This window comes from Pseudomonas sp. NFIX10, assembly GCF_900111955.1.
Lineage (GTDB): Bacteria > Pseudomonadota > Gammaproteobacteria > Pseudomonadales > Pseudomonadaceae > Aquipseudomonas > Aquipseudomonas fluorescens_AA.
The window spans coordinates 44,428-68,397 of sequence record NZ_FOKH01000008.1; the positions used below are offsets into that span (position 1 = coordinate 44,428).

Annotated in this window: 23 protein-coding genes and 1 pseudogene; 9 read left to right on the plus strand and 15 right to left on the minus strand. The window is 61.2% G+C overall.

What is annotated here, in order from left to right; genetic code table 11:
• Positions 1–175: 175 nt before the first annotated feature.
• Positions 176–1,105 (minus strand): LysR family transcriptional regulator, encoded by a 930-nt coding sequence (locus tag BM321_RS09530; protein WP_092442316.1) that lies wholly within the window; start codon positions 1,103–1,105, stop codon positions 176–178.
• A gap of 177 nt (positions 1,106–1,282) precedes the next feature.
• On the opposite strand from BM321_RS09530, the gene BM321_RS09535 reads away from it, so the two are divergent.
• Complete coding sequence (locus BM321_RS09535; RefSeq protein WP_092175058.1) at positions 1,283–2,512, plus strand: acyl-CoA dehydrogenase; 1,230 nt, start codon at positions 1,283–1,285, stop codon at positions 2,510–2,512.
• Between the two features lie 97 nt (positions 2,513–2,609).
• Here the strand turns inward: BM321_RS09535 and BM321_RS09540 are convergent, their stop codons facing one another.
• The 11 genes from BM321_RS09540 to BM321_RS09590 all read right to left on the minus strand — a co-directional run bounded on the left by BM321_RS09540 (position 2,610) and on the right by BM321_RS09590 (position 12,743).
• Positions 2,610–3,479, minus strand: a complete 870-nt coding sequence (locus BM321_RS09540) for an isocitrate lyase/PEP mutase family protein (RefSeq protein WP_092442317.1) — start codon at positions 3,477–3,479, stop codon at positions 2,610–2,612.
• Between the two features lie 181 nt (positions 3,480–3,660).
• Positions 3,661–3,843, minus strand: coding sequence for a hypothetical protein (locus tag BM321_RS09545; protein ID WP_092442318.1), 183 nt, complete (start codon positions 3,841–3,843; stop codon positions 3,661–3,663).
• Positions 3,844–3,881: 38 nt separating this feature from the next.
• On the minus strand, positions 3,882–4,523 hold the full coding sequence (locus BM321_RS09550) for a transposase (protein ID WP_092442319.1): 642 nt from the start codon (positions 4,521–4,523) through the stop codon (positions 3,882–3,884).
• Complete coding sequence (locus BM321_RS09555; RefSeq protein ID WP_256573399.1) at positions 4,520–5,293, minus strand: hypothetical protein; 774 nt, start codon at positions 5,291–5,293, stop codon at positions 4,520–4,522. Before BM321_RS09555 ends, BM321_RS09550 begins: the two co-directional genes overlap by 4 nt.
• 218 nt (positions 5,294–5,511) lie before the next feature.
• A complete protein-coding gene (gene astA / locus BM321_RS09560; RefSeq protein ID WP_092442320.1) occupies positions 5,512–6,546 on the minus strand; it encodes an arginine N-succinyltransferase in 1,035 nt (344 codons plus the stop codon).
• Between the two features lie 61 nt (positions 6,547–6,607).
• Positions 6,608–7,624, minus strand: coding sequence for an arginine N-succinyltransferase (locus tag BM321_RS09565; protein ID WP_092442321.1), 1,017 nt, complete (start codon positions 7,622–7,624; stop codon positions 6,608–6,610).
• Between the two features lie 111 nt (positions 7,625–7,735).
• A complete protein-coding gene (locus tag BM321_RS09570) occupies positions 7,736–9,085 on the minus strand; it encodes an APC family permease (RefSeq protein ID WP_092442322.1) in 1,350 nt (449 codons plus the stop codon).
• Positions 9,086–9,156: 71 nt separating this feature from the next.
• Positions 9,157–9,909 (minus strand): N-formylglutamate amidohydrolase, encoded by a 753-nt coding sequence (locus BM321_RS09575; RefSeq protein ID WP_092197118.1) that lies wholly within the window; start codon positions 9,907–9,909, stop codon positions 9,157–9,159.
• The gene (locus BM321_RS09580; protein ID WP_092442323.1) at positions 9,893–11,245 is read right to left on the minus strand and encodes a type I glutamate--ammonia ligase; all 1,353 of its coding nucleotides are present in this window, start codon (positions 11,243–11,245) and stop codon (positions 9,893–9,895) included. Before BM321_RS09580 ends, BM321_RS09575 begins: the two co-directional genes overlap by 17 nt.
• Positions 11,242–11,886, minus strand: a complete 645-nt coding sequence (locus BM321_RS09585) for a cysteine hydrolase family protein (RefSeq protein WP_092442324.1) — start codon at positions 11,884–11,886, stop codon at positions 11,242–11,244. The genes BM321_RS09580 and BM321_RS09585 overlap by 4 nt, the downstream gene beginning before the upstream one ends.
• Before the next feature lie 2 nt (positions 11,887–11,888).
• Positions 11,889–12,743, minus strand: coding sequence for a MurR/RpiR family transcriptional regulator (locus BM321_RS09590; protein ID WP_060738282.1), 855 nt, complete (start codon positions 12,741–12,743; stop codon positions 11,889–11,891).
• A 301-nt stretch (positions 12,744–13,044) separates the two neighbouring features.
• Here BM321_RS09590 and BM321_RS09595 point away from each other — a divergent pair, with 301 nt between their 5' ends.
• A complete protein-coding gene (locus BM321_RS09595) occupies positions 13,045–13,623 on the plus strand; it encodes a histidine phosphatase family protein (RefSeq protein WP_092442325.1) in 579 nt (192 codons plus the stop codon).
• Positions 13,620–14,378 (plus strand): precorrin-6A synthase (deacetylating), encoded by a 759-nt coding sequence (gene cobF, locus BM321_RS09600; protein ID WP_092442326.1) that lies wholly within the window; start codon positions 13,620–13,622, stop codon positions 14,376–14,378. The genes BM321_RS09595 and cobF overlap by 4 nt, the downstream gene beginning before the upstream one ends.
• A 168-nt stretch (positions 14,379–14,546) precedes the next feature.
• Here the strand turns inward: cobF and ftrA are convergent, their stop codons facing one another.
• On the minus strand, positions 14,547–15,506 hold the full coding sequence (gene ftrA, locus BM321_RS09605) for a transcriptional regulator FtrA (protein WP_092442327.1): 960 nt from the start codon (positions 15,504–15,506) through the stop codon (positions 14,547–14,549).
• A 103-nt stretch (positions 15,507–15,609) separates the two neighbouring features.
• Between ftrA and BM321_RS09610 the strand changes: the two genes are divergently transcribed.
• The gene (locus tag BM321_RS09610) at positions 15,610–16,044 is read left to right on the plus strand and encodes a rhodanese-like domain-containing protein (RefSeq protein WP_092442328.1); all 435 of its coding nucleotides are present in this window, start codon (positions 15,610–15,612) and stop codon (positions 16,042–16,044) included.
• Positions 16,045–16,277: 233 nt separating this feature from the next.
• Here the strand turns inward: BM321_RS09610 and BM321_RS09615 are convergent, their stop codons facing one another.
• Positions 16,278–16,562 carry a fructose-bisphosphate aldolase gene (locus BM321_RS09615; RefSeq protein ID WP_092442329.1) on the minus strand — a complete coding sequence of 95 codons (285 nt, stop codon included), beginning with the start codon at positions 16,560–16,562 and terminating at the stop codon, positions 16,278–16,280.
• Between the two features lie 816 nt (positions 16,563–17,378).
• Between BM321_RS09615 and BM321_RS09620 the strand changes: the two genes are divergently transcribed.
• The 3 genes from BM321_RS09620 (at position 17,379) to BM321_RS09630 (ending at position 20,172) form a co-directional block, all read left to right on the plus strand.
• A complete protein-coding gene (locus BM321_RS09620; protein WP_092326786.1) occupies positions 17,379–18,158 on the plus strand; it encodes an ABC transporter substrate-binding protein in 780 nt (259 codons plus the stop codon).
• Between the two features lie 110 nt (positions 18,159–18,268).
• Positions 18,269–19,381: a M14 family metallopeptidase gene (locus tag BM321_RS09625; protein ID WP_092442330.1), complete on the plus strand. Its 1,113-nt coding sequence runs from the start codon at positions 18,269–18,271 to the stop codon at positions 19,379–19,381.
• A gap of 65 nt (positions 19,382–19,446) precedes the next feature.
• Positions 19,447–20,172 (plus strand): alpha/beta hydrolase, encoded by a 726-nt coding sequence (locus BM321_RS09630; RefSeq protein ID WP_092442331.1) that lies wholly within the window; start codon positions 19,447–19,449, stop codon positions 20,170–20,172.
• A 182-nt stretch (positions 20,173–20,354) separates the two neighbouring features.
• On the opposite strand, the gene BM321_RS09635 is transcribed toward BM321_RS09630, so the two are convergent.
• Positions 20,355–22,391, minus strand: a complete 2,037-nt coding sequence (locus tag BM321_RS09635; RefSeq protein ID WP_092442332.1) for an NADH:flavin oxidoreductase — start codon at positions 22,389–22,391, stop codon at positions 20,355–20,357.
• 224 nt (positions 22,392–22,615) lie between these two features.
• On the opposite strand from BM321_RS09635, the pseudogene BM321_RS29690 reads away from it, so the two are divergent.
• Both BM321_RS29690 and BM321_RS09640 read left to right on the plus strand, forming a co-directional pair.
• A pseudogene (locus tag BM321_RS29690) lies at positions 22,616–22,735 on the plus strand (electron transfer flavoprotein subunit alpha/FixB family protein); the annotation flags it as partial.
• A 257-nt stretch (positions 22,736–22,992) separates the two neighbouring features.
• Entirely contained in the window at positions 22,993–23,892 is a 900-nt protein-coding gene (locus BM321_RS09640) for a glycine betaine ABC transporter substrate-binding protein (protein ID WP_092442333.1), read from the plus strand.
• Positions 23,893–23,970 lie beyond the last annotated feature (78 nt).

Here is a 23,970-nt window from a genome sequence, read left to right on the forward strand (position 1 = left end):
AACGAAAGGGGCTGGCGCTAAACTAAAGGCAGGTTGACGTTCGCGTCAAGCAGTGAGGTTCTGCACACAAAACCTGTGGGAGCGAGCCTGCTCACGATGGCGTCGGATCAGTCGCCCTGGATATTGGCCGGTCTACCGCTATCGCGAGCAAGCTCGCTCCCACCGTTCCGATCCTTTAAACCTTATCGAGCTTCTTCTCATGGGCCGTCACCTGTTGGCACAGCTCGATCATCTGCTCGCGCATCCAGCGGTTGGCCGGGTCCTGGTCGGTGCTTTCGTGCCAGTAGAGATGGGTCTCCACCGGTGGCACGTCGTTGACCGGCAGCAGGAAGGCATGCAAATCGTGACGCCGTGCAAAGCGCTCGGGGACGGTCATGACCATGTCGGTCTGCTGCAGCACTTGGGAAGCCATCAGGTAATGCTGGGAACGCAGGGCGATCTTGCGCTGGATGCCCATCTTGCCGAGGGCCAAGTCGACGTAACCCAGCCCGTTGCGGCGGCTGGAAATGTGCACGTGGGTCTGGGCCAGGTAATCATCGAGGGTGAGCTTTTCCTTGCCCGCCAGCGGGTGGCCCTTGCGCAGGGCGCACACGTAGCGATCTTCCATCAACTTGACGTGGCGCACCTGTGGGTCGGTGTTGAGCGGCGCGTCCACGGCGAAGTCGAGGCGGCCGGCGGCCAGTTCCTTGGTGGTTTCACGACGCTTGGACAGGAAGCTCTCGATCGCCACGGTCGGAGCCAGGCGGCGCAAGCGCTGGAACAGCAGCGGCAGGATCACGCCTTCGGTGAGGTCGGTCATGCTGATGCGGTAGGTCTTGACGGCCTGCAACGGGTTGAAGATCCGGCTTTCCTGCACCGACACTCGCAGTAGCGACAAGGCATTGCGCACCGGGCCGATGATGTTCTGGGCCATGGGCGTCGGCACCATCCCTTGGGCGGTGCGCACGAAGAGCGGGTCGTTGAAGGTCTCGCGCAGACGCGCCAGGGCATTGGACACGGCTGGCTGAGTGATGCCGACGATCTGCCCGGCGCGGGTCAGGTTGGCTTCGGTGTAGATCGCATCGAAGACAATGAAAAGGTTGAGGTCGACCTTGCTCAGATTCATGGCGCTGCACTCTTGTTCTTGGGCTTGTTGTGAGGTGCCGGGTGGCGATGCGAATCAGTGAAACATATATCGGTGATGAATGTTAATACACGCCGAGAATAGGTTAGGTAAATTTTCGTAGCTGAACTAGCATCGATTTCATGACCTAAAACAACCTCTGCCAAGAAGGTGCTGCTCATGGATTTTGCCTATTCCCCCAAGGTTCAGGAACTGCGTGAACGCGTCACGGCGTTCATGGACGCCTACGTCTACCCGGCTGAAGCGGTGTTCGAACGACAAGTGGCCGAGGGCGACCGCTGGCAACCCACGGCCATCATGGAAGAGCTCAAGGCCAAGGCCAAGGCAGAAGGCCTTTGGAACCTGTTTCTGCCGGAATCCGAGCTGGGCGCCGGCCTGACCAACCTGGAATATGCGCCGCTGGCAGAGATCATGGGGCGCTCGCTGCTGGGGCCGGAGCCGTTCAACTGCTCGGCCCCGGACACCGGCAACATGGAAGTGCTGGTGCGCTACGCCAACGAAGAACAGAAGCAACGCTGGCTCGAGCCGCTGCTGCGCGGCGAGATTCGTTCGGCCTTTGCCATGACCGAGCCGGACGTGGCCTCTTCGGACGCCACCAACATGGCTGCCCGCGCCGAGCGTGACGGCGACCAGTGGGTGATCAACGGCAAGAAATGGTGGACCTCGGGGGCCTGCGACCCGCGCTGCAAGATCCTGATCTTCATGGGCCTGAGCAACCCCGATGCGCCGCGCCATGCCCAGCACTCGATGATCCTGGTCCCGGTGGACACCCCCGGGGTCAAGATCGTCCGGCCGTTGCCGGTGTTTGGCTATGACGATGCGCCTCACGGGCATGCCGAAGTGCTGTTCGACAACGTGCGGGTGCCGTACGAAAACGTCCTGCTGGGCGAAGGCCGCGGTTTTGAAATAGCCCAGGGTCGACTCGGCCCAGGCCGGATTCACCACTGCATGCGTTCCATCGGCATGGCCGAACGCGCCTTGGAATTGATGTGCAAACGCGCCGTCAGCCGCACCGCTTTCGGCCAGCCGTTGGCGCGCCTGGGCGGTAACATCGATAAGATCGCCGACTCGCGGATGGAGATCGACATGGCACGCCTGCTGACGTTGAAGGCGGCGTACATGATGGACACGGTGGGCAATAAGGTGGCGAAAAGTGAAATCGCCCAGATCAAGGTCGTCGCGCCGAACGTGGCCTTGAAAGTTATCGACCGGGCGATCCAGATCCACGGTGGTGCCGGGGTTTCCAACGATTTTCCGCTGGCCTACATGTACGCCATGCAACGCACCCTGCGCCTGGCCGACGGCCCGGATGAAGTCCACCGCGCCGCCATCGGCAAGTTCGAGATCGGCAAGTACGTGCCCAAGGAGCTGTTGCGTAGCGGCCGCTGAAAGGCTGTTTCATCCTGGCAACGCCATCGCACTCACCACACATCCCCTGTGGGAGCGAGCCTGCTCGCGATGGCGGCTTCCAGGACAGTGAGCCTTCTTACTCCTTGACGCTCATGTACTCCTCGGCCCAACGGATGTAGTCCTCGGGCTGGGTGTAGGTGTGGGTCAGTTCGGTGGCGCTGAGGTCCGAGGCCTGGGTGAAGATCTGCCGCTGTTCGCGAAGGCTGTCGTAGGTGGCCTTGATCGAAGCGAAGTAGGCGCCGTGGCCATCGATGGTCACGCGTACGCCCAGGTCCGCCAGGCGCTTGTCGTCGCGCAGCAGCGGATTGCCGTAGGTGACAAGCATCAACGGCACCGTCAGGTTTTCACTGATTTTTTCCAGATGATCGAAGTCTTGCACGCCCACCATGCAAATCCCGTCGGCCCCGGCACGCTCATATTGCTGGGTCCGGCTGATGATTTCCTGGACCGGCAAGATTCCGGCGTTGGTCCGGGCGATGATCGCCATTTCCGGATCGACGCGTGCCTCCAGCGCTGCCCGAATCTTGCCGACGCCCTCGGCGACACCGATCAGGTCGGTGGATTTACGCCCGAACTGGGCCGGCAGCAAGGTGTCTTCGATGGTCAGCGCCGCGACGCCGGCCCGTTCCAGTTCGATGATGGTGCGCATCACGTTCAGGGCATTGCCGTAGCCATGATCGGCGTCGGCAATGACCGGCAACTGGGCCACGCGACCGATACGGGTAGCCTGTTCGGCAAACTCGCTGAGGGTGATCAGGGCGAAGTCCGGCGCGCCCAGTACTTGCAACGACGCGACCGAGCCTCCCAGGATGCCTACTTCAAAACCCAGGTCGGCGGCGATGCGTGCCGACATCGGGTCAAACACCGAGGCGGTGTGGTAGCAGGTCTTGGAAGCCAGCAGTTGACGAAAGTTACGACGCAAATCTTGATGGGAAAGCCTGGACATATGAGTTCCACCAATGGAATGGAAAGGCTTGAGCAAAAGTGTCAACGCCGAAAGATCCAAAGGCTATCACGTGGCAAGCGCAAAGATGATGACGAATATGCATGGGCGATGTTTTCGCTGCATGGGAAAGGCCGCAAACCCGGTCAGTCTGCGGCTGGCGAAAGCGTCCTTGGTGTGTCGCTCAGTCCGAGGTTGGCACGCTCCACAGTTGCTTGATCTCGTGGATGTTTGCAACGTTGAAGCGAGTGGGAAACCCGGGGATTGTGCAGTGGGTTTCGTTGATCAACTGCGTTGCGGTGTCGATCACCTGGGCGCTGGCTCGCAACAAGGGTGTTTCATCCCAGTCTTGCATCAGGTCATTCATGATTTTCTCCTTCTTTTAAATGCCGGATAACGGAACGACTATCCGGCGTTGAGCAATGACAATGTGTCTGTGAATAGCGCGATTTCTTGCGTCGCTACACCCGGATGAAGCGGTCGGTAGTTTTTATCGAAACACCAGGCTTCATCGAGTTTGAGCCAATGTTGCGGATGAACGAGCAGGCTCAATGACGCCGACATTGACATCGGCGGGATCTGTCTATGGATTTCTTTGAGTGCTGGCATGTACAGCACTTGGCCGGGTGCAAGTTTTAGTCGTCGCGCTTTACCCAGGCGCGGTCTCTTATTCTTTTGCAGCGGTAGGTCGTCGAGTATCTCGCGGGTGATAGTGGTATAGCCGTCACCGCTGTAGCCGACGGCATAAATCTCGAAGTCGTGACTGTGGTTCAGGTTATAGATGAACGTTTCTTTTTCATCAGCCGTTCCTGCCGGTGCCCAGAAATTCAAGCGAAGGCTGAACGAGTCATTGCGGTGTAGAACAAACCCATAGGCGTTATAGAGGCGGCTGCGTGTATCAAAGCCGTCTCGTTGGATCGTGGCATACAGATGATCGCTCAACAAAGCGCGATTCTTGGCCAACTGCCGCAGGTCTTCGATAATCCGGGATTTATCTCGCCGCAGGTCATGGGTTTTCAATCGCTCGACAAAGGCTTCCAGTTTCATGCCGCCTGCTCGAACGGTTGGAGCAAGTTTTCCAGGCGCGAATCCTGGTGTTTTTTCAGTAATGGGATGTAGCTCAAGGCGTCCTGGGGATTGGCCCGATAGAGCATCTGGAAGGCTTTCCACGCCACGGCCGGGTGATAGTGGTAGATCAGCTCCCCGGCGACGCGGCTGCGTTCGGGGTCTTGAACCGTTTCGAGCAGCTCCAGGCTTACCAGGTAGCGGGCGGCGCTGTCGTCATGGGGCAGCCAGGCAACCTTGCGTAACGAGGCACGATCGAATACACCGATGTCTGCGCTCCTGTCCGGCAGGTTGATCCTGCCCATCAGCCCCGTGTTCGTTTGCGCTGGGCGGCAGTAGTCAAAGAGTGCCTGGCGGCCGTCGATCACCAGCGGGTTGTTTTTATCTATGTGTACGGTGTCGGCCTTTTCAAGCCGAGGCCCCTTGAGGGTATATCGCTGTACGTCGAAGGGTCGATCAACGGCGAACAGAATACTTTGGCCGGGTATTGAATACAGTTGCGAAGAGTCACCGATGGATGTCATTGCCTTGATGCTGATATTGCCAATGTTCGTGCAATGCAACGTGATGGTGGCCGTGTGCAAGTTGGTAATATTCATGATGGCTGCACGTCGAGAACGGGCAGTGGCGAAGGTTGGCTGGTTGTTCAGCTCGGCAATTAATTGATTGATTTGCGTGGTCATGTCCAAGGTTTTTATTTGTTCTGCGATCTCTTCAGGCGGCAGGTGCGTGGAAATCAGAGTCTTGATCATGAGCGGGTTCGGTAAAGTAGGGCGATGGGCACAAGTATGGTTTTGGGAGGGGGTGGAGGCAATTATGGAATTGTGGGGAAGTATTGCCGATGAACAATACTTGAGTTGTTAAAGAGGCAGCACGGGGCAACTCGGTAACGCTGCGCTTTTGGCAGGACGATAAGACCGGCCGCCGGGGCGGCGGTGATCGGACATTGGTGGACGAGGCGCGAGAAAGGTTATGCCGCCACTGCCTGCTGCCCCTGCCTGAGCAGCGCCACGGCGCGCACCGTGTCACCCGGTTGCACTTGCAGGCGTTTGGCGGTGAGGCGATCGACGAGCAGGCTGTGGCCATGCAGGTGCGCGCGGGCGCTGGTGACGCGGCAGTTTTCCAGGCGCCGGTTATGGATCAGCCACACCGGCGCCCGTTCGTCCGGAGTGCCAATGGCCAGGGTCAGCGCCTGGCTGTCGCGTACGCTGCGGATTTTCGACACCGGCGCTTCGATCACCGGGCCGCCGTCGAAAATGTCGATGTAGCCCCTATGGCTGAAACCTTCGGCACTGAGGATCTTCAGGGCCGGTTCGGTGTTCGGGTGGGCCTTGCCGATCACCGCCTGGGCCTGTTTGGTGAGCAGGCAGGTGTACAGCGGCTGGCGCGGCATCAGCTCGGCGATGAACGACTTGTTGCCCATCCCGGACAACTGGTCGGCGTAGCTGAAATCCTTCTGGAAAAAATGTCGTCCCAGGCTGTCCCAGAACGGCGAACAGCCTTGTTCGTCGGCATGCCCCCGCAGCTCGGCAATGAGTTTTTCGCCGAACAGCTGGGAAAACTCGGCCACGAACAGCAGGCGCGCCAGGGACAGCAGGCGCCCGTTGTGCCCGTGACGTTGTTCGGGGTGCAGGAACAACGAGCAGATTTCCGATTGCCCGGACATCTCGTTGTTGAGAAACAGCGTAGGGATCTGCCGCTGGATTCCCAATTCCGGCGCCGAGCTGACCGTGACCCCGACCCGATAGTTGTACCAGGGCTCACGCAGCCCCACCGCCCCGGTCAGGGCGCTGATGCCCACCACCTGCCGGTCATCGTCTTCGAGCACGAACAGGTAGTCGGCGTCGGCACGTTCGACTTGGCCGGCGAAGGTCCGCTGGGCCCAGCGAACGCGGTGGGCCAGGCGCTCTTCGTTGGCCGGCAGGCTGGTAAACCCCGGGCCCGCGCAACGGGCCAGGTCCAGCAAGGCAGGCAGATCGGTGATGGCCACCGGACGGACAATCATGATGCAGCTCCTTCATCGTGTCGGTCCAAACGTCGGTGCAGGCCATGGGATCGAGTGGGGTTCATAGGGCGATCACCCGGATCCGTGCGCCATCCTCGATGTCCAGGGCCGTCAGCATGGCGGGCGACAGGGCCACAGGGCCGTCGGCGCCGACGTCCAGCTCGGCGACGATGGCCCGGTAGTTGCCAAGGTGCTCGTTGCTCACCAGGTACAGGCCCCGTGCGTCAATCTGCGGGCTCTGCCTGGCCGTAGTGGTGCGACTTTGCGTGATGGAACGGATATTGGCGATACGGGCATGCAAGGTCGGCCCACCGTCGAAGAGGTCGACGTAGCTGTTGGTCTCGAAACCCTCGCGCTCGAGGATGTCGAAGGCTTCCTGGCCGTCGGGATGCACCCGGCCGATGCAGGCCTGGGCTGCGGGCGGCAGCATGGGCACGTAGATCGGGTACTGCGGCATCAGCTCGGCGAGAAAGGTCCGGCTTTGCAAGCCACACAACCGTTCGGCTTCGACGTAGGGCAGGTCGAAGAAGTGCTGGCCGATGGCGTCCCAGAAGGGCGACTGGCCGTCTTCGCTGCTGAAACCGACGATTTCGGTGATGACCGATTCGGCGAAACGCTGGGGGTGGGCGGCGATGAACAACAGCCGGGCCCGGGACAGCAGCTCTGATTCCGGCGTGCGCACCCGTTCGGCGTCGATGTGGAAGCCACGCAGCAGTGTTTGCCCGTTGAGGTCCTGGCACAGCGACAACGCAGGTACGCCATGCTGAATGTTCAACTCCCGGGATTCGCTGGAAAACGGCCGGTTGCGCAGGCTGTAGAACGGTTCGTTGCAACCGGTGCTGGAGAGGATTTCCGAACAACCGACCAGGCGCCCGGTTTCCAGGTCCTGCAAGACGAAAAAGTAATTCTCTGCCCCCGGCCCTTGCGCATCGGCTGCGAACGAGGCGCACGAGTCGAGGATTTTTTCCTCCAGCCGCCGGGTATCGTCCGGCAGCGACGTGACGCCCACCAGGCTGTCACGGGCCAGTCGTTGCAGTTGCGGCAGATCGGCTAATTGAACTGGACGTAAGGCCAGCATGGATTGCACTCCTGTTCCCAGAGAACCCGGTGACCGGCACCGGGCTTGACGATCACTGTCGATGTCCACGCGTTACAACCATGGCTGGCCGAACCCTTCGACCGCCGTTTCTCATTGACCCGCCGGATCGGGCAGGGCCGTGCGACTGCCGAATTTGTTGAGCAGGCACAGATAGACCACACCCGCGGCGATCCAGATCAGGCCGAGTTTCTGCGCAGCCACGCCCATGTTGTACATGATGGCCGCGACGATCACGAAGCCGACCAGTGGGCAGATCAAGTGACGAATCAATTGGCCGGACCGCTGGCGGCGCCAGTAATGGTTGATGACGGTGATGTGCAGCAACATGAAGCCGCTCAGGGCGCCGAAGTTGACCAGGGAGGTCAGGGTGTCCACGGCGTTGATGAACAGGTAGCAGATCAGCAACGACAGCACCGCCACCAGATAGATGCTCATGTAGGGGGTGTTGTGTTTCGGATGGACCTTGGCCAGCACCTTGGGTAACTGGCCGTCCCGGGCCATGCCGAACAACAGGCGCGACACCGCTGCCTGGGAGGTGATCGCCACTGCCACGCCCCAGGCCAGGGCGGTGGCCACCGCGGTCAAGGTGGCCAGCCAACTGCCGGCCGCCAATTCGGCGATTTCATAGAAGGCGGTATCGGCGGACTTGAAGCCCATGCCGGCTGCCAGATCGGTGGCGATCCAGGTCTGCACCACGAAAATCGCCCCCATCACCAGCAAGGTCACCAAGGCGGCCTTGCCGACGCTGCGACCCGGGTCGCCCTTGATTTCTTCGGCCAGGGTGGAAATGGCGTCGAAGCCCAGGAACGACAGTACCGCGATGGACACGGCTTGCATCAGCAGGGCGAAGTTGAAGTGTTCCGGGCTGTACAGCGGCGCCAGGGTCAGTTGGCCATGGCCGGCCCCGCCGTGCAGGGCATTCCAGGCGTAGAACAGGAAAATCCCGAGCACCACCAGCTGTGCCAGCAGGAAAAGGATGTTCATCCGTGCGGTGAACGTGATACCCCGCAGGTTGACGAAGGTCGCGCTCACCAGGAATGCCAGGATGAAACCGACCTTGGGAATGTCCGGGTACAAATGGTTCAGCGCCATGGCGGCGTAGACATAGAGCAGCGGCGGGATCAGCAGGTAGTCCAGCAGCATCAGCCAGCCCGCGATGAACCCGACGTGTGGGTTAAGGCCTCGTTGCGCGTAGGAATAGACCGAACCTGCCACCGGAAAGGCCCGGGCCATGCTGCCGTAGCTCAAGGCGGTAAACAGCATCGCCACCATGCCGATGATGTACGCCAGCGGCACCATCCCTGGGGCTTCGGCGTTGACGTAGCCATACACGCCGAACGGTGCGATGGGGATCATGAAAATCATCCCGTATACCACCAGGTCTGTCAGCGACAGGCCGCGTTTCAATTCCTGCTTGTAGCCAAATGCCTCAATGCTCATGAGCCGTTTTCCTTTTCAGCTGTGTGGGTTGCGCTTGCTTGCTGTCTGTCGCTGGTAACTTGCCGCTGCCGCTACAGCAGGGGCGCCAGGTAGGCGCTCCAGGTCCGTACCCCCTCGGGGCTGCGCAACTGGTCGTTGCGCACTTCGATCAGCACCGAATCCAGGCCGCGGCCATCGCCGTGCACCGGGACAGTCATGTCGGTCAGGGGGTTGATCTTGTAGGGCTGGTTGCCCGCTGCCCGCAGCGAATGCCGGCTCAGTCCGTCGACGATGCGCTGGGCGTACTCCTTGGCTTCGCCGAACAGCACGCCGGCTTCCAGGGCGCGTGGCTGGCCATAGAACACCGGGGTGAAACTGTGGATGCCCACCACGCGTACCGGCCGGTTGGCGGCCAGGCGTCGGTCGATCAGCGCCCGCAAGCGATCATGAAAGGGATGGAACAGGCACTGCTGGCGATATTCGCGCGTGGCCTCGTCCAGGTCGTGGTTGCCCGGGACCTGGTAGATCTCGCTCTGGGCCGGAATGCTGTCCGGCACGTGCAACGGGCGGTTGAGGTCGATCAACAGCCGTGAGTAATTGGCCGACAGCAAGGTCGCACCGAGGGTTTCGGACAGGCGTTCGGCCAGCAGCAGTGCGCCGATGTCCCAGGCGATGTGCTCCTGGGACGCGGTTTCATCCAGGCCCAGGTCGTTCAGCGCCACGGGAATGAACCGGCTGGCGTGTTCGCACACCAGCAGCACCGGGTGGTCGGATTCCTCCCGGATCAGTCGATAGGCCGGCCTGGTGTAGAGGCCTGATTCAGCACATTCAATAGATTCGCGCATAGTGCTCGCAACGCTCGGCAGGTGAGAGCGCCTGGGTCAAGGCCTGCTCCTGGGCCTTCAAGGCGAAATAGGTTTCGACCAGCGGGCCGGGCAGGGCCTCGAGCAGCGCCCCGCTGTGGCGCAGGCAGTCCAATGCCTGGGCCAGGGTTGTCGGCAGGGCGATAATGCCACGGGCGCGACGTTGTGTTTCATCCAGCTCATCGGGTATTTCATCGGTGACAGCGTTCAATGCCAATCGGTGCTGGATGCCCAGCCGCCCGGCAATCAACAGCGCGGCCATCGCCAGATGCGGTGAGGCGGTGGCGTCCATGGCGCGAAACTCCAGGTTGTACTGGTTCGCCAGCGGCTTGCCTCCCAGGCTCACGGTCGGGCAGATGCGCAGCGCCGCTTCGCGGTTGCGCTGTCCCAGGCACGCATAGGATGCGCTCCAATGATGAGGTTGCAGGCGCGTGTAGGACAACGGCGTCGGTGCGGTCAGCGCGCACAGCGCCGGCAGATAATGAAGCACTCCTGCGGCCCAATGCTGGCCGAGGCTGGACAAGCCATTGCTGCTGGCGGCGTGATACAGCACCGGGTCTGCGTTCAGGTCTTGCAGGCTCAGGTGCAGATGCACGCCGTTGCACACGGCATTTTCCGAGGTCTTGGGGGCGAAGCTCACGTCCAGGCCCATCTGCCGGGCGATCTCGCGGGTGATTTCCCGAACGTTCACCGCCCGATCGGCAGCGGCCACGCCCAGGGTCGGGCGGCAGGTGATCTCGTATTGCTGCTTGCCGTATTCCGGCAGGAACATTTCCGGCTCGACGCCGCCGGCCCGCAGGGCACTGAGCAGCCACCCGGCGAACCCGGCCTGCTGGCGCTGGGCCTGGAGGCTGAAGGCCAGGCGATCAGGCTGCGCAGGCGTGGTAGCCAGGTTGAATTCATGCTCGAACGCGGCGAAAACCTGCAGGCCCAGTTCGCTGCGATAACGCTCCACTTCGTCCTGCAGCAGTGTGCGCGGGCAGGCGCTCCAGGGCCGGCCGTCGGTCTCCCGGATATCGCAATGGATGAAGTCCAGGGCCGGCGCCTGGGCGTCGGGGCCATTGTTGACGGTCACCCGGCTGGACAGGTCCGGTACCAGCCGCAGGTCGCCATAGGCGCCCCAGGGGTTGGTCGAGGCGATGACATCCTGGGGCGTCAACGCGCTGTTGGCCGGCACCCAGCCGCAACCGGCGGTGACGTAGTGGGGCAATTCATCGCTGGGGAACGAGCGCCCGCGGGTCACGCCGATCAGGTCGGTGGTCACCAGGGTCGTGACCGGCAGCGGTGCGAGGAGGGCAGTGGCATCGAGACGGCTCATGGCTGCATCTCCTGCAAACGAGCGAGTACGGTGTCGGTGTCGGTGATCCAGCAATAGCCCTTGATCGCGTTCAGGCACGCCAGGTGCCGTTGTTCGGTATAGGTCGCGCAAGCGTCTTCCACCAGCGTGACCAGGTAGCCGCGGTCGGCGGCGTCACGCACGGCCATGTCGACGCACTGGTCGGTGACGATTCCGGCGACGATCAGGTGCCGGGTCTGCAGGTTGCGCAGCACGTAATCGATGTTGGTGGAATTGAACACCCCGGAGGAGGTCTTGGGCAGCACGATTTCGTTTTCCTGCGGCGCCAGTTCGGCAATGATTTGCGCCTCGGGGCTGCCCTTGGGCAGGTGCATGTCCGACAGCTTGTGGTCCAGGGAGCGGTCGCGGCCATCGGCGGTGAGGCTTTCGATGTGGGTGTGCAACACGTTGTGCTGCGCCGCGCGCATCGCCTCGAGCAAGCGCTGCTGATTGGGAATGACCTGCTGGCGGGCCCGCTGGAGGAAATACTCGGCCTCGGGGCTGTGCAGGTGGGCATCGAATTGCGGTTCCAGCCAGGCGCGTTGCATGTCCACCAACAGCAGGGCCGTGTGCTGGCGGGTGAACGGCAAATCCCGGGGCGAGCGGTGGGGGAGCGAGAACATCCTTATTTTTCCTCCAGCAGGTGCGTGTTGAACTCCGTGCGCAGGGCGTCGATGCCTTCCAGGCGTTCGGCCAGCTCGGGGCATTGCAGGGTCAGGCAGGCGATCAGGGCCTCGACCTGGGCCAGCGCCGGCACCAGGCTGTCGAAGGCCGAAGCCGATTCCACCGGGGCGCTGATGATCAGGTCGGCCAGCTCGCGCAACGGCGAAGCATAGACGTCGCTGAACAGGACGACCCGGGCGTGCCGCGCCTTGGCCGCGCTGGCCACGCGCAGGGCCTGGGCCTGGTAGCGACGGTAATCGAAAATCAGCACCACGTCCTGGCGCTGTACGTCGAACAGGCGGTCAGGCAGTTGGGCGTTGTCTTCCAGGGCAAAGCAGCCGGCGCGCAGCAATCGCAAATGGTTGAGCAGGTAGTGGGCCAGGAAGCTGCTGAAGCGCCCGCCGAAACAATGCACCTGGTGGCGGCTGTCGAGCAACCACTGCACGAGAATGCGCACGTCTTCGGGTTGGGTCAGGGCCTGGGTGTCGACGAGGTTGCGTTGGCTGGCGGCCAGGTACTGGCTCCAGGTATCGCCTTGCTGCAATTTGGCCCGCGGTTGCAACAGCGTGCGAGGGGAGCGCAGGCGATGGTCCATGTCACTGAGCAGCGCATCCTGGAATTCGGCATAACCGCCAAACCCGAGTTTTTTCACCAGCCGTACGATGGTCGGGTCGCTGACGCCGGCATGGTCTGCCAGGCGTGACATCGGACCGAGGCCGTTGCGTGGGTAGTGATCGAGCAGGGCACGGACGACCTTGCGTTCCGACGGCGTCAACACCAGGCCGGGATCGGTGATCAGGTCTCTGAGGGGCGGCATCCGTGCTCCTTGCCTGGATGTAATGTTGAATTTCTTTCATAACTCCTGAAAACAGTATTTATGTAGCTGGTGCTACATGTCCAGTGGTTTTTACGTTCCGTTTAAAATGCTCCAAAGTCGTGCGAAAACCCTGTAGGAGTTGGTCTCGTCCAAGTGGAATGAGTATGTCAGCCGTTGCATCTTGGACATGTCGGATATAACGCCTTTTTGTCTCACTTATTTGATTTCGTATAAGGTGCTGTACAACTAAACCCGGGAATATCCCCGTCCATGCGACCCGTTCGATTACCGAGAATCCAGTGTGCAAGCCACTCGCCTGACGTTGATCTGCCACGCCCGCACCATTGCCCAGAAACAGGCGCGCTTCAGCGTGGACGAAGCGCTGGACGCCGACTGGCTGAGGCGACGCGGGCAGGTCGAGCATGGCTATCGGAACGTCCGGCAACTGCTGTGCGGGCCGGAACTGCGCACTCGCCAGACGGCCGCGCTGTTCGGCGACGAGTTCCTGGTGGATCCGGCCCTGGCCGATTGCGATCTGGGACGCTGGCGCGGGTTGTCCATCGATGAATTGCTCGAGGTGGAACCGCAGGCCCTGCAAACCTGGCTCGACGATGCCGAGGCGGCCCCCCATGGCGGTGAATCCGTCGCCCGATTGTGTCGCCGTGTCGGGGATTGGCTGGTCAGCCTGGAAACCCGACCGGGGCATCTGCTGGCCGTCACCCACCCCTTCGTGATCCGCGCCGCCTTGATGAACGTCCTGGGCTGCCCGGCCGCCACATTCAACCGAATCGACATTGAACCGTTGTCCACCCTGGAATTGCGTTTCAACGGCGTATGGCGCTTGCGCACCCAGGAACCTGGCCAGGAGTCGCCGCGATGAAGAGGTTGTCAGTCATTGGCATTGGGGCCGGCGATCCGGATCACCTGACGATGCAGGCCGTGAAAGCCTTGAACCGTTTGGACGTGGTCTTCCTCATGGACAAGGGCCCGGCCAAGGACAAACTGTTGGACCTGCGGCGCGAAATCTGTCGACGCTACATCGTGGATCGCACCTGCCGTTTCGTCGAAACCTACAGCCCGGAACGCCAGCGCGGCGACCTGGGCTACAAGGACAGCGTCGAAGCGCTGAACCGTGCGAAACAGGCCACCTTCGAACGGTTGATCGATGAAGAACTGTCCGACGGGCAGCGGGGCGGTTTTCTGGTGTGGGGCGATCCGGCGTTGTACGACAGTACCGTGCGCATCCTGCAGGCTATTCTCGACGGGGGTCGTTGCGCCTTCGAGTTCGAGGTGATCCCCGGCATCACCAGTGTCCAGGCCCTGGCCGCCCGGCACAAAGTGCCGTTGAACAGCATGGGTGGTGCACTGGAAATCACCACCGGACGCCGCTTGGCGGCGGGGCAGGTGGGCGACGCGGCGAGCGTGGTGGTGATGCTCGATGCCGAGGATGCCTATCGCCAGGTGAGCGATCCCGATACGCAGATTTACTGGGGCGCCTATGTGGGGACGCCTGATGAAATCCTGATCGCCGGCCGGCTGGGGGATGTGGCCGATGACATCGAACGCACCCGCAAGGCCGCGCGAAAAGCCAATGGGTGGATCATGGATACGTATTTGTTGCGTAAGCCTCAATGATGCCGCACATCAACCTGTGGCGAGAGGTATGTGGGAGCAAGGCTTGCCCGCGATACAGGCGATGTAAGTCTTCCAGAAATCGAGGCGCTCATATCGCGAGCAAGCTTTGCTCCCACCTGTATTTCCTCGCCCTGACGGCGTTCGACAGCTTCATCGCCAGCAGGCTATTTACCCCCTTCCAAACCGCTCCCGGTACACCGACGGCGCCAACCCCACGACGCTGCGAAACGCCACGCGAAAGCTTTCCACCGAACGGTAGCCACACAGTTGCGCGATAATGTCGGTGTTGTCGCCGGTGCTTTCCAGCAGCTCGCGGGCCCGGGCCAGGCGTTCGTGTTGCAGCCAGGCCTTGGGCGACATGCCGCAGGCCTGGGTGAAGTGGCGCAGGAAGGTGCGTTCGCTCATGGCCGCCTGGCTGGCCAGTTCGCGCACACCGAGGGGGGCGTGCAGGCGCTCGCGGGCCCATTGCATGACGCTCGACAGGTCGCCGCGTGGCGTACGGCTGACCGGCGAGGGAATGAACTGCGCCTGGCCGCCCGTACGTTGTGGTGACATCACCAACCGGCGCGCCACGGTGTTGGCGACCTGGAGGCCATAATCCCGTGCCACCAGGTGCAGGCAGGCATCGATGCCGGCGGCGCTACCCGCCGAAGTGATGACCTGTCCTGAGTCCACGTACAGCACATCCGGGTCGACCCGGACGGCGGGAAAACTCTCGGCCAGTTCGTCGGTGTAGCGCCAGTGAGTCGTGGCGCCCAGGCCATCGAGCAGCCCGGCGGCGGCCAGGACGAAGGCCCCGGAGCAGATCGACAGCAGACGCGCGCCACGGGCGTGGGCCCGGCGTAGTGCATCGAGCAACGCCTCGGAAGGTGGCTCGCTGCGGCTGCGCCAGCCTGGCACGACAATGGTCCGGGCGGTTTCGAGCAGTTCCATGCCGCCATCGGCCAATACCTGGAAGCCGCCCATGGCGCGCATCGGGCCGTCATCGACCGCGACGATCCGATGCTCGTACCAGGGGAAATCGAATTCCGGCCGCTCCAATCCGAAGATCTCGACGGCAACGCCGAATTCAAAGGTGCATAGGCCGTCGTAGGCGAGGATCGCGACCAGACCTGGGAGAGGCTGCATTTGTCGGAAAATTCCCACAGAGTGTCTTGTACGCCACTGTAGCCGCAAGCCTCGGGGGGATAAAGTCTCTTCACGCCTTTATCTACCCCTGGAGTACACCCCCATGACCAGCCTGGTTCGCGAAGTGCCTGCCGCCCCTTCCGATATCGCCCTACAGCATTTCAGCCGTCGCCTGTCATTCGAAACGGATTGTTCCGATGTTCACGCCAGCCAACAGGCCGGCAATGTCGACTTCGTGCTGGTGGATGTACGCGGACCGCTGGCTTACGAACGCGGCCACGTACCCGGGGCGATCAACCTGCCGACCCGCACGCTCACCGCCCAGGCATTGGCCGCCTATGCCAAGACCACCCTGTTCGTGGTGTATTGCGCCGGCCCCCATTGCAATGGCGCGAACAAGGCGGCGGTGCGCCTGGCAACCTTGGGTTACCCGGTGAAGGAGATGATTGGCGGGGTTATGGGGTGGCTCGATGAAGGCTTTCGCCTGACCGGCTCGGTGGAGCGCGTGGCGGACGAGGTGATCCGCTGCGACTGCTGACTTTTTGCCCTGCGCGGCTATCCCGGCATTCATGCCGGGATGCCCGCTGCGCAAATGCCTGCGATCGGCCAGCGTGGTTTAACGGGACGCCCCCGATCAAAATCAAACGCGAGGCGGCCTTATAGCCGGCCTGGTTCTGGGGGAACGTGTTTCCCTTGTGGGAGCGAGCTTGCTCGCGAAGGCGATTTCACTGTCGATGAGGATATTGAGCAAGCTCGCTTTTCAGGGAAGCTTTATTGCCCTTCGAGCCCGCGCTGTTCTATCACCCCAAAAACATCCGCCACATCCTGGACCATGATCCGGGCGATGTTGGTGACGGTATTGATGTCGGTCTCGGCTGAGTCGCGCAGGGTCGTACAGGCCATAAGCGTCAGGTAGTCGAGGGTGGCGTGCAGGCGTTCGCTGACGCAGGCGTGGAGTTCGGGCAATGGGGCGGTGCGGTCGATGAACAGGATGGGATGGGTGGTAGCGATGGGGGTTAGCGGGGTAAAGCGGTTAGATGATTGATTTGTCGTCATAAGGTTGGGCTCTATCAAGGAAAATGAATTGCCACCTTGTTTGCTGCGAATCAAACGGGTGGCAGTTGCGCGCGGGTTCGCAGACCGAGGAAGAGACCAAACCCGGCAGACCCGAAGGTCTCCCACGCGCAACCGCCATAAAATGAACGCGGGCAAGTTTGCCTGAGTTTTCATTCGACGGTGCAAAGTCTCATCCGTTGTTAGGGCTGCGAAACCCTCCCCACTGACCAAAGCCAGCAGGTGAGCCGAACTATAGAAGGGGATTTTTGAGGCAACAACCGACCTGTAGGACGCCCACAAACCCCGTGGCGAGGGAGCTTGCTCCCGCTCGGTGGCGCAGCCGCCGTAAACCCTGGGCATGGGGTTGGTCTGACGAAAAGAGGGGGCTGCTTCGCAGCCCAGCGGGGATAAATCCCCTCGCCACAAAAGGGGGGATTCCTACGAGATTTTCAGAAGGCCAGGGGGAGCAATTGATTTCAGAAACGGACGCGGAGCGTCAAAAACTTGTGGGAGCGAGCTTGCTCGCGATGACGTAGGCACAGCCAACATCACCGCAAGCTGGCCCTCCGCTTTCGCGAGCAAGCTCGCTCCCACAGTTGGATCGGAGTACAACAAAAGAGACAGGTCGGCTATAAGGCCGCCTCGCTTTGGCCTTTTACAAACCAAGCTATTTTTATAACTATTTGTCGCCTCCACACAATTCCCCTCCTGAGCACCCCTCTAGACTCCCGCCCACTTCGGTTCCTCACTGACCGAACGCCGCCTACGAATCTGCCAATAATGACCAATAAAACCCCTGCACACTCAGGAGCGAAAATGAAGAAGCTAGCCATGTTCGGTGCCCTGGCACTGTCCGTGTTGTCCCTGTCGGCCATGGCCGAAGACGCCAAGCCGATCCGCCTCGGGATCGAAGCCGGTTACCCGCCTTTTTCGATGAAAACCCCCGACGGCAAGCTGGCTGGCTTCGATGTCGATATCGGCGATGCGTTGTGTGAACAGATGAAGGTCAAGTGCGTCTGGGTCGAGCAGGAGTTCGATGGCCTGATCCCTGCGCTGAAAGTGAAGAAAATCGACGCGATCCTGTCGTCCATGACCATCACCGACGACCGCAAGAAAAATGTCGATTTCACCATCAAGTACTATCACACCCCAGCGCGCTTCGTGATGAAGGAAGGCGCCAACGTCAAGGACCCGCTGACCGAACTCAAGGGCAAGAAAGTCGGTGTACTGCGCGCCAGCACCCATGACCGTTTCGCCACCGAAGTGCTGGTGCCCGCCGGTATCGACCTGGTGCGCTACAGCTCCCAACAGGAAGCCAACCTGGACATGGTCGCCGGCCGCCTCGACGCCATGCTGGCCGACTCGGTGAACCTCGACGAAGGCTTCCTGAAAACCGACGCCGGTAAAGGTTTCGCCTTCGTTGGCCCGACCTATGAAGATGCGAAATACTTCGGCGGCGGTGCCGGCATTGCGGTGCGCAAGGGTGATAAGGCCCTGGCCGATCAATTCAACGCGGCCATCACCGAAATCCGCGCCAACGGCACGTACAAGAAAGTGCAGGACAAATACTTCGCCTTTGACGTCTACGGGCATTAATCGGTAGGCGCTGCCGAAGGCTGCGATTTCGCTTGAGATTCATGTGTCTGGGGAAAGATCGCAGCCTCGTTGCACTCGACAGCTCCTGCACCTAGTCATTCGGAGATTTCATGCAACGTATCGACCATACCCTGCCATGGAGCCACCTGGGCACCGAGCGCCGGCTCAGTGTGTTTCGCTACGGCCATGGGCCGCGCAAGGCCTACATCCAGGCCAGCCTGCACGCCGATGAACTGCCGGGCATGCGCACCGCCTGGGAGCTGAAGCAGCGGCTCAACGATCTTGAGGCCCAGGGTTTGCTCAAGGGTGTGATCGAACTGGTGCCGGTGGCCAACCCCATCGGCCTGGATCAACACCTGCAAAGCGCCCACATGGGGCGTTTCGAACTGGGCAGTGGCAAGAATTTCAACCGCTCCTTCGTGGAGCTCAGTGCACCGGTGGCGCAACGCATCGGTGATCGCCTTGGGGACGACCCAGCCGCCAATATCACCTTGATCCGCCAGACCATGGCCGAGGTCCTCGATGACTTGCCGCCACCCCCTTCGCAACTCGAAGCGCTGCATCGCCTGCTGCTGCGCCATGCCTGCGACGCCGACATCACCTTGGACCTGCATTGCGATTTCGAGGCGGCGATCCATTTGTATGCCTTGCCACAGCAGTGGCCGCAGTGGCGTTCTCTGGCCGCACGCTTGAAAGCCGGTGTGGCGTTGCTGTGCGAAGATTCGGGCGGCAGTTCGTTTGATGAGTCCTGCTCCTCGCCCTGGTTGCGCCTGGCCAAGGCCTTTCCTGCGGCGGCGATCCCAGCGGCGAACCTGGCGACGACGCTGGAGTTGGGCAGCATGGGCGATACCCAGGTGGAGCAGGCCCAGGCCAATTGTGAAGCCATCCTCGGGTTTCTCGCCGAGCAGGGACTTATCGCTGGGGACTGGCCGCCCGCCCTCAGCGAGTGCTGCGAGGGCTTTCCGTTCGAAGGCACGCAATACCTGTTCGCGCCGCACCATGGCGTGGTGAGTTTCCTGCGGGAGGCTGGCGAATGGGTGGAGCGGGGCGATCCGCTGTTCGAAGTGGTCGATCCGCTGAATGATCGGGTCACCACCGTGCGGGCCGGCACCAGTGGCGTGCTGTTTGCCCTGGACCGCGGGCGCTACACGCAGCCGGGGATCTGGCAGGCAAAAGTCGCTGGGCGTGAACCGATTCGTACGGGGAAATTGATCAACGACTGATAACTGCTGTCTACCTCACCGCACGCGCCTCGCCGTGCGGCTATCGAAACGATGGAGGAAGATCGATGTTCAAAGCGCTCGCCCTGTTCCTGCTGCTGGTTTCGTCCGGGTTGCAGGCCCAACCTTCGCTGCACACCGACTTGCCGCTCAACTACCTGGCCCAAGTCGATGAGCAGGTTCGGAACCGACCGCTGGTGATCTTCCTGCACGGTTCCGGCAGTAACGAGCAGGACCTGTTCGCACTCAAGGACGAGTTGCCGCAGGATTACAACTACCTCTCGGTGCGCGCGCCCAAGAGCATGGAGCAGGACCGTTACCAATGGTTCGCCAAAAAGGGCGAGGGCGCCTACGACGGTGACCCCTCCGACCTGAAGGCCAGCGGCCAGATGCTGCTGGAGTTCATCGACAAGGCCCGGGCCAAGTATTCGACCGACGCGAGCAAGGTCTACCTGGTGGGTTTCAGCCAGGGCGCGATGATGAGCTACGAAGTGGCCTTGCGACACCCCGAAGCCGTCGGCGGTATTGCCGCGATGGGCGGGCGGGTCCTGTCGGTGCTGCAGGCGGAACTGACCCCCGACGAATCACGACGGACGCTGGCGGTGTTCATCGGCCACGGCACGGCCGACCCGATCATTCCCTACCACGATGGCACCGAGGCCAACACCTTCCTCAAGACCCTGGCGCTGGAACCGGAATTCCATGCCTACCCCGGCGTCGGCCACAGCATCAGTGCCCTGGAGGTGCAGGACCTGCGGGCCTGGCTGGAGCGGCTCAATCCCCGATCACTGTAAATCCCTGTAGGAGCGAGCTTGCTCGCTCCCACACTGCTCCTGCGCTGAATGCAAAGCTCACGAACATCCACAATCCCTGTGGGAGCAAGCTCTCTCGTCACAGGTTATCGAACGCCTCAAGGGCAACAGCATGACCTGTTGAATGGGAAAGTGGCCCTGACCCTCAAATCAAGGCCATGACTTCAAATGTCCTTGACCAGCCGCAGCGCATCGTAGATAGCCGCATGGGTATTACGCGCCGACACCGCGTCGCCAATTCGGAACAGTTGGAAACGGCCCTCCGGGTTGGTCACGATATTTTGGGTTTTCCCGGCGATCAGATTGTGCTGTTCCACCGCGCCGTTATTGCTCGAGTGCGGGCGCAGTTCGAAGTACAAATCGTCCAGGGGCAGGGTGCCGTGGTTGACCACCACCTGATCGACCACGCGCTGCTTGTGCACCTGACCATAATCGCTGCCGAAGTGGGCCACCAATTGACCGTCGCGCTTCTCCACGGAATCGACCCGATAGGTGACCGTGAAGGTGACGTTCAGGTCTTGCAGACTGCGCATGTAAGGCACCAGGTTCATCGCCATCACCTCCGGCGCAAACGACCGGTCCGGCGTGACGATCTCCAGTTTCGCACCGCTGTTGGCGATGACCTCGGCCGCTTGCAGCGCCGCGTGGTCGCCCGCGTCGTCGAAGATCAGCACGTTCTGGCCGGGCTTGACGTCGCCGGAAATGATGTCCCAGGTCGACACCACCAGTTCATTGCCGTGCTTGAGCACCTCGGTATGGGGCAAGCCGCCCGTGGCGACGATCACCACGTCCGGCGCCTCGGCCATGACGGTCTCGGCTTCGGCCCAGGTGTTGAATTGGAACTTCACCCCCAGCCGTTCGCATTGCGCCATGCGCCAATCGATGATGCTGATCATCTCGCGCCGCCGCTCGTTCTGCGCCGTCAGGCGGATCTGCCCACCGGGCTGATCCGCCACTTCGAACACCGTGACGTCGTGGCCACGTTCGCCGGCTACCCGTGCCGCTTCCAGGCCCGCCGGGCCGGTGCCGATCACCACCACCTTGCGCTTGACCGACGCCTTGGGAATTTCGTGGGGCATGGTGGTTTCGCGGCCGGTGGCGGCGTTGTGGATGCAGTACGCGGCGCCGCCCTGATAGATGCGGTCCAGGCAATAGTTGGCACCGACGCAGGGGCGGATCTCTTCTTCACGCTTCTCGATGATCTTGCGCACGATGTGCGGATCGGTCATGTGCGCCCGGGTCATGCCGATCATGTCCACCTTGCCGGAGGCGATGGCGTGTCGCGCCGTGGCGACGTCCGGAATCTTGGCCGCATGGAACGTCGGGAAACCGGTGGCCGAGCGGATCTCGCCGGCAAAATCCAGGTGCGGCGAGTTGCGCATGCCCTGGATGGGGATCACGTCGGTGAGGCCGGCATCGGTGTCGATGTGCCCGCGCACGACGTTGAGGAAATCCACCAGCCCACTGTCCTTGAGCATGTGGGAAATCTGGAGACCGTCGCTGGCACCGAAGCCGCCGGGCAGGTCCTCATCGCCGGTGTAGCGCACCCCGAGCAGGAAGTCCTCGCCACAGCGCTGGCGAATGCCACGTAACACATCAAAAGTGAAGCGCATCCGGTTTTCCAGCGAACCACCGTAGGGCCCGTCGAGATCGTTGGTCAACGGCGACCAGAACTGATCCATGAGGTGTCCGTAGGCCTGCAGTTCCAGGCCATCGAGACCGGCGGCCTTCATGCGTTCGGCGGCGTCCACGTAATCCTTGATGATCCGGTCGATGTCCCAGTCTTCCAGTTTTTTCGGGAAGGACCGGTGGGACGCTTCGCGGCGATGGGAAGGTGATACCACTGGCAGCCAATCAGCCTTGTCCCAGCGCGTGCGCCGCCCCAGGTGGGTCAGTTGAATCATCACTGCGGCGCCATGTTCGTGGCACTCGTCGGTGATGTCCTTCATCCATTTGACCACTTCGTCCTTGTACGCCAGCACGTTGTTGAACACCGGTGGGCTGTCGCGGGAAACGGCGGCGGAGCCCGCCGTCATGGTCAGCGCCACGCCGGCCTTGGCGCGTTCGACGTGATAGGCGCGGTACAGATCCTTTGGCATGCCGTCGACAGGATAAGCGGGCTCATGGGAGGTGGTCATGATCCGGTTTTTGAGGGTCAGGTGTTTGATCTTATAGGGCTGCAGCAGAGGATCGCTGGACATGGTGTTGCGCTCCGGGAACAGGACATCAGGCTTGGTTTGACATGACGGTATGTCGAATGTTCATGTGTGTCAACGATTGGGACACAGGTGTACATTTTCCTTGCGTGGCGTAAAAACCAGGATTACCATCCAGTCGAAACAGGGGTGGTCCGGCTCGTGCGGCCGGCCATCGCGCATCGATCCAAAGTGCAAGGGGGCTGTGCGAAGCGCCATGCCAGGAACCGCTTTACATCGCGTCGAATATCAGTGGCGCCATTCAACATTTGGCGGGCATGAGCGGTTCAAAGGTCATCGTTGCGATCGACCAGGACGCTGAAGCGCCGATTGCCCAGGTGGCGGATTAGATGTGGGTGGCGGATCTGTTCGAGGCCTTGCCGGCGCTCGAAAAAGCATTGTGAATGCTGACATTCATAAGTTCCGCCAAAGGGCGGAGGAGGGCCGAGCGACCTGGATACATGAAAGGTTTTCGCATAATTAGAACTTATCCATGCACACCATAAAATCCCTTGAGGAGCGTAATAGCACTCCTGCTTTGATGAGGGAACGTGAATTCTTCTGCTGCCCTGCCAATAACTATTAATACAGTACGCGGAGATGCATCATGATGAAGTTTTCCAGTAAAACTTGTATCGGCTGGCTTGCCGGCCTGACGATAGCCGCTGGCAGCCTGATGGCCCATGCCGAGGAACCCACGCCTATTCGTATCGGTTGGGTGAATTGGTCGGATACGGAAATCGCTGTAAAGCTGGCGGATACCGCATTGCGCGACCACTTGAAGCAACCGGTCAAATTGGTGCTCGCCGACATTGGCATTCAGTTCCAGGCCTTGGCCAACGGCAATATCGACCTGATTCCGATGGTCTGGCTGCCGAACACTCACAAGGCGTTCTATGACAAATACCAGGACAAGCTCGAAGACCTCGGTGTGCTGTATGAGGGTCGGATCGGCATGGCCGTGCCAACATCCATTCCCATCAGCGAACTCGCCACTGTCGAGGACCTCAACAAGCCTGAAGTGCGGCAAAAGCTCGACGGCAAGATCCTGACTTCGGAAGTGGGCAACGGCCAATACAAACTCACGGAAAAGGCCATCAAGGAATACAAGCTCGAAGGCTACAAGATGGTCGCCTCTTCAGAATCTGGGATGTTGAGCGAGCTGGATCGCAACCTCAAACGTGACAAATGGGCATTGATCAACGCCTGGAGCCCACACTGGATGTTCGCCAAGTGGCCGCTGCGCTACCTGGATGATCCGAAGCAGATTTTCGGCGGCGCCGAGCAGATTCACGCGATTGCCCGCAAAGGCTTTAGCGCCGAACATCCCGATGTCGCCCGATTCTTCGCCAACTTCAAGATTCCCAAGGCCGACCTTGAGAAGCTGATGGCGACCGCCCGTGACAGTTCGGCAGACAAGGTCGTTGCCGAGTACTACGCCGCCAACAAACCTCGCTTCGAGGCCATGTTTGGCAGTCAGACCGCCTCGGCGACCGTCAGCCAGTAATCGCCGCCGTTGCTTGATAGGTGTTTGCAGTTCGGTGCCCTTGACGCAAAGTGAAGGGCGTCGGCTGTCAGCGATACC

Excerpts from the sequence above, each read along its gene's own strand:
- BM321_RS09530 (WP_092442316.1), bottom strand. The coding sequence starts at position 1,105 with ATGAATCTGAGCAAGGTCGACCTCAACCTTTTCATTGTCTTCGATGCG.
- BM321_RS09635 (WP_092442332.1), bottom strand. The coding sequence starts at position 22,391 with ATGTCCAGCGATCCTCTGCTGCAGCCCTATAAGATCAAACACCTGACC.
- BM321_RS09565 (WP_092442321.1), bottom strand. The coding sequence starts at position 7,624 with ATGCTGGCCTTACGTCCAGTTCAATTAGCCGATCTGCCGCAACTGCAA.
- BM321_RS09610 (WP_092442328.1), top strand. The coding sequence starts at position 15,610 with ATGACCAGCCTGGTTCGCGAAGTGCCTGCCGCCCCTTCCGATATCGCC.
- cobF (WP_092442326.1), top strand. The coding sequence starts at position 13,620 with ATGAAGAGGTTGTCAGTCATTGGCATTGGGGCCGGCGATCCGGATCAC.
- BM321_RS09580 (WP_092442323.1), bottom strand. The coding sequence starts at position 11,245 with ATGAGCCGTCTCGATGCCACTGCCCTCCTCGCACCGCTGCCGGTCACG.
- BM321_RS09585 (WP_092442324.1), bottom strand. The coding sequence starts at position 11,886 with ATGTTCTCGCTCCCCCACCGCTCGCCCCGGGATTTGCCGTTCACCCGC.
- BM321_RS09545 (WP_092442318.1), bottom strand. The coding sequence starts at position 3,843 with ATGAATGACCTGATGCAAGACTGGGATGAAACACCCTTGTTGCGAGCC.
- BM321_RS09555 (WP_256573399.1), bottom strand. The coding sequence starts at position 5,293 with ATGATCAAGACTCTGATTTCCACGCACCTGCCGCCTGAAGAGATCGCA.
- BM321_RS09570 (WP_092442322.1), bottom strand. The coding sequence starts at position 9,085 with ATGAGCATTGAGGCATTTGGCTACAAGCAGGAATTGAAACGCGGCCTG.
- BM321_RS09620 (WP_092326786.1), top strand. The coding sequence starts at position 17,379 with ATGAAGAAGCTAGCCATGTTCGGTGCCCTGGCACTGTCCGTGTTGTCC.
- BM321_RS09630 (WP_092442331.1), top strand. The coding sequence starts at position 19,447 with ATGTTCAAAGCGCTCGCCCTGTTCCTGCTGCTGGTTTCGTCCGGGTTG.
- astA (WP_092442320.1), bottom strand. The coding sequence starts at position 6,546 with ATGATTGTCCGTCCGGTGGCCATCACCGATCTGCCTGCCTTGCTGGAC.
- BM321_RS09625 (WP_092442330.1), top strand. The coding sequence starts at position 18,269 with ATGCAACGTATCGACCATACCCTGCCATGGAGCCACCTGGGCACCGAG.
- BM321_RS09535 (WP_092175058.1), top strand. The coding sequence starts at position 1,283 with ATGGATTTTGCCTATTCCCCCAAGGTTCAGGAACTGCGTGAACGCGTC.
- ftrA (WP_092442327.1), bottom strand. The coding sequence starts at position 15,506 with ATGCAGCCTCTCCCAGGTCTGGTCGCGATCCTCGCCTACGACGGCCTA.
- BM321_RS09550 (WP_092442319.1), bottom strand. The coding sequence starts at position 4,523 with ATGAAACTGGAAGCCTTTGTCGAGCGATTGAAAACCCATGACCTGCGG.
- BM321_RS09575 (WP_092197118.1), bottom strand. The coding sequence starts at position 9,909 with ATGCGCGAATCTATTGAATGTGCTGAATCAGGCCTCTACACCAGGCCG.
- BM321_RS09615 (WP_092442329.1), bottom strand. The coding sequence starts at position 16,562 with ATGACGACAAATCAATCATCTAACCGCTTTACCCCGCTAACCCCCATC.
- BM321_RS09540 (WP_092442317.1), bottom strand. The coding sequence starts at position 3,479 with ATGTCCAGGCTTTCCCATCAAGATTTGCGTCGTAACTTTCGTCAACTG.
- BM321_RS09590 (WP_060738282.1), bottom strand. The coding sequence starts at position 12,743 with ATGCCGCCCCTCAGAGACCTGATCACCGATCCCGGCCTGGTGTTGACG.
- BM321_RS09640 (WP_092442333.1), top strand. The coding sequence starts at position 22,993 with ATGATGAAGTTTTCCAGTAAAACTTGTATCGGCTGGCTTGCCGGCCTG.